This is a genomic window from Gilliamella sp. BG3, from assembly GCF_046635605.1.
GTDB classification, from domain to species: Bacteria; Pseudomonadota; Gammaproteobacteria; order Enterobacterales; family Orbaceae; genus Gilliamella; species Gilliamella bombi.
On the sequence record NZ_JBIDFE010000018.1, the window covers coordinates 1 to 2,543 of the forward strand.

General features: G+C 34.3%; 1 protein-coding gene and 1 pseudogene. One reads left to right on the top strand and one right to left on the bottom strand.

The window, feature by feature from the left end; translation table 11 throughout:
* Positions 1-254 precede the first annotated feature (254 nt).
* Positions 255-1,619 carry a hypothetical protein gene (locus ACGH6S_RS09030; protein ID WP_411578763.1) on the bottom strand — a complete coding sequence of 455 codons (1,365 nt, stop codon included), beginning with the start codon at positions 1,617-1,619 and terminating at the stop codon, positions 255-257.
* Between the two features lie 630 nt (positions 1,620-2,249).
* On the opposite strand from ACGH6S_RS09030, the pseudogene ACGH6S_RS09035 reads away from it, so the two are divergent.
* A pseudogene (locus ACGH6S_RS09035) lies at positions 2,250-2,366 on the top strand (hypothetical protein); the annotation flags it as partial.
* Positions 2,367-2,543 lie beyond the last annotated feature (177 nt).

Consider the following 2,543-nt stretch of genomic DNA (forward strand, 5'->3'; position numbering starts at 1 on the left):
AGGCTACTTGCCTCCCGTTGAATTTAAAAAACACTTACCCCTTAATTTTTTTGTTTGAAAATGTGTTGCCATTCCAATTAACAACTCACCTGTCATCAGACAGTTATTCATTGATTATGTGCTAGTATACAACCAAACCACTTTAGTTCGTTCACTTCATTAGTTAGGTTTGGTTGTCCTTGCAAAGCAACTATTCTTATCAATTGCTTATATTCATTTTTTTATCTCAACTACACAGTGCTTAATAAATAAAACTAGGGTGTTGTACAAACTGAATAAGCCATGCTATCTAGAGAACGATCACGGACATAACCAGTGGCGGAAGCCACAAGAAATTGAGTAATCCCTGTTGTGTCAGTAGTCCAGTAGTGGTCATAGAGAAAGTTAGCATGAGTATAGTCGTTCATATTTCCCCACTCTGTAAAAAAACCTGCACCAATTCGACGCTGATAATGATTAACAGGTGACGAAGGTGTAGCGCCGACTGCACCTTGACACCAAGAACCACTACCAAGACCTGCACAAACAGCATTGGTTAAATCCCTAACTTTAGGAAGGCGATAACCTATATGACTACACCAAGACAATGAATTAGAATAATTATCGGCAACCGTACCACGGTGCACAAACCACTGCTTTAACTCAAATCCATACTTGACCTTGATACCTTTATTATCTATATCTGTACCAACCAATTCAAATCGCGCTGGCAGAGATGGCTGAGCTGCAGGACCTGGAGTACTTGAATTCATCCGTGATTCAGGGATATAAGGACCTGATAAGATGACACGAACGTTTTTGGCTGCATAATCTGCTGGTCGCACTGAAATCTCAATACTACCCACTCTGCTTGGGACTATCATCCATGATAAATGACCAACACTACCACCAACCTCTAAATCAAAGTATAAATTATTAGCCCCTGTAGTAGGAAAATTTAAATTATAAGATGATGGGACAATAGATTGAGGAATAAACCCCTTATCAGGATTCCATATTGAAATTGGACCATCATAACTTCCTACACTATATGTTAAATTTGGCCTAACAAAACAAACCTTCGGAGGAAGCTTAGGATTAATGTAATAATCCACACTACTCGCACTAAAATTACTATTTTGTGGAATGCCATATTCCGTTTTTAATTCACCATCCGTAGCACTTAATGTCACTTTATATGGTGCTTTACAAATATCAAGTGATTCATTACGCGCTACTGTTTTGTTATATTTGTCTTTAATCGTTAAATTTAAATTACCTGTTGCAGTAATTCCGCCACTCCCCTGACCATCTCCATCATCATCACCCCAATAATTCGGAAACGAATTCACTACCGAATTTAATGGAATTGAACTACTATCAGTTGCTACCAACATTTCAACATTGGTAAATTTATCATTAGGATTAAGTAATTCAATTGGATTGGATTCACTTGAGGGATTTGTAGTAGGCGTGAATGTTTGTTTATTACCTGCTGCATCCGATATTGTTATCCAAAGAAAACCACTTGTATCCGTCATACGCCTACCGTCGAAAGTCAAATACGGCGCACTACCATGAATCATTCCCGATGTTGTTGCACTTAAGGCTTGGCTACTAAAAGAAAATGGTAGCAACAAGATAAACAATAGTCCTAAAAAGATCTGCCGAAACAAAAAAGATCGCTGAAATAATTTCGGGAAAAATCGTAAAATTTCGCGGAAAAATAAGTTATTGTGAAATGCTGAACGTTGATTGCTAAAATCAGGCGAATTCAGATCAGAGGTTTGCCAGATTGCCTGTTGCCTGTTGCCTGTTGAAAATTATAATACATACCTACAACTCCGTCAACTAAATTTTTGTTTTATTTGGTTTTTATGCTTGTTTGTTTAAACTTTAATCGATCATGCTTTAAACAATTTCTTAATTATAATGACTAAAAAAAACGATGCAACTGCATTGAGGGATTTAATTGTTAAGTTTTGTAAAGATGAACGTTGGATTGATCGTAAAAATGATTTTTAAATAATCATTTTTAATTAACTTTACAAGATAGGTAGATTGTTGGTTATCATGTTGGTAAACATAAAACAGCAGAGCTTGTTATGTCGGCATTAAGCCAAATTAAACAACCATTATCAAAATTAGATTTATTTCAATGACAATACGGTAGTGAAAGTGACATTTAAAACAATTAAAAAGGAGTTTGTAAAAGCCAACGCTTCAACTCAACAACTGAGTTATAATGCGCTTTTTCGGCTTATTTCTATTGGTATAATCATAAACGATTACATTCTTCGTTAAGCTATTTTCCTCCCGTTGAATTTAAAAAACACTTACTCTTTAATTTTTTATTTGAAAATATGTTGCCATTCCAAATGGCCTAGTAAAATACTACATCTTATATTTCGTCTTAACAAAACTTTACAAAAAATAAATATAATTAGATTATAAAAAATGCTAAAATACCAAAATAGCATAAATATTCAGCTATTATTGATAATAACTAATTTAAAAATAAATACAACAATATCTTGAAATATTAAATAGAGGAATTATAATGA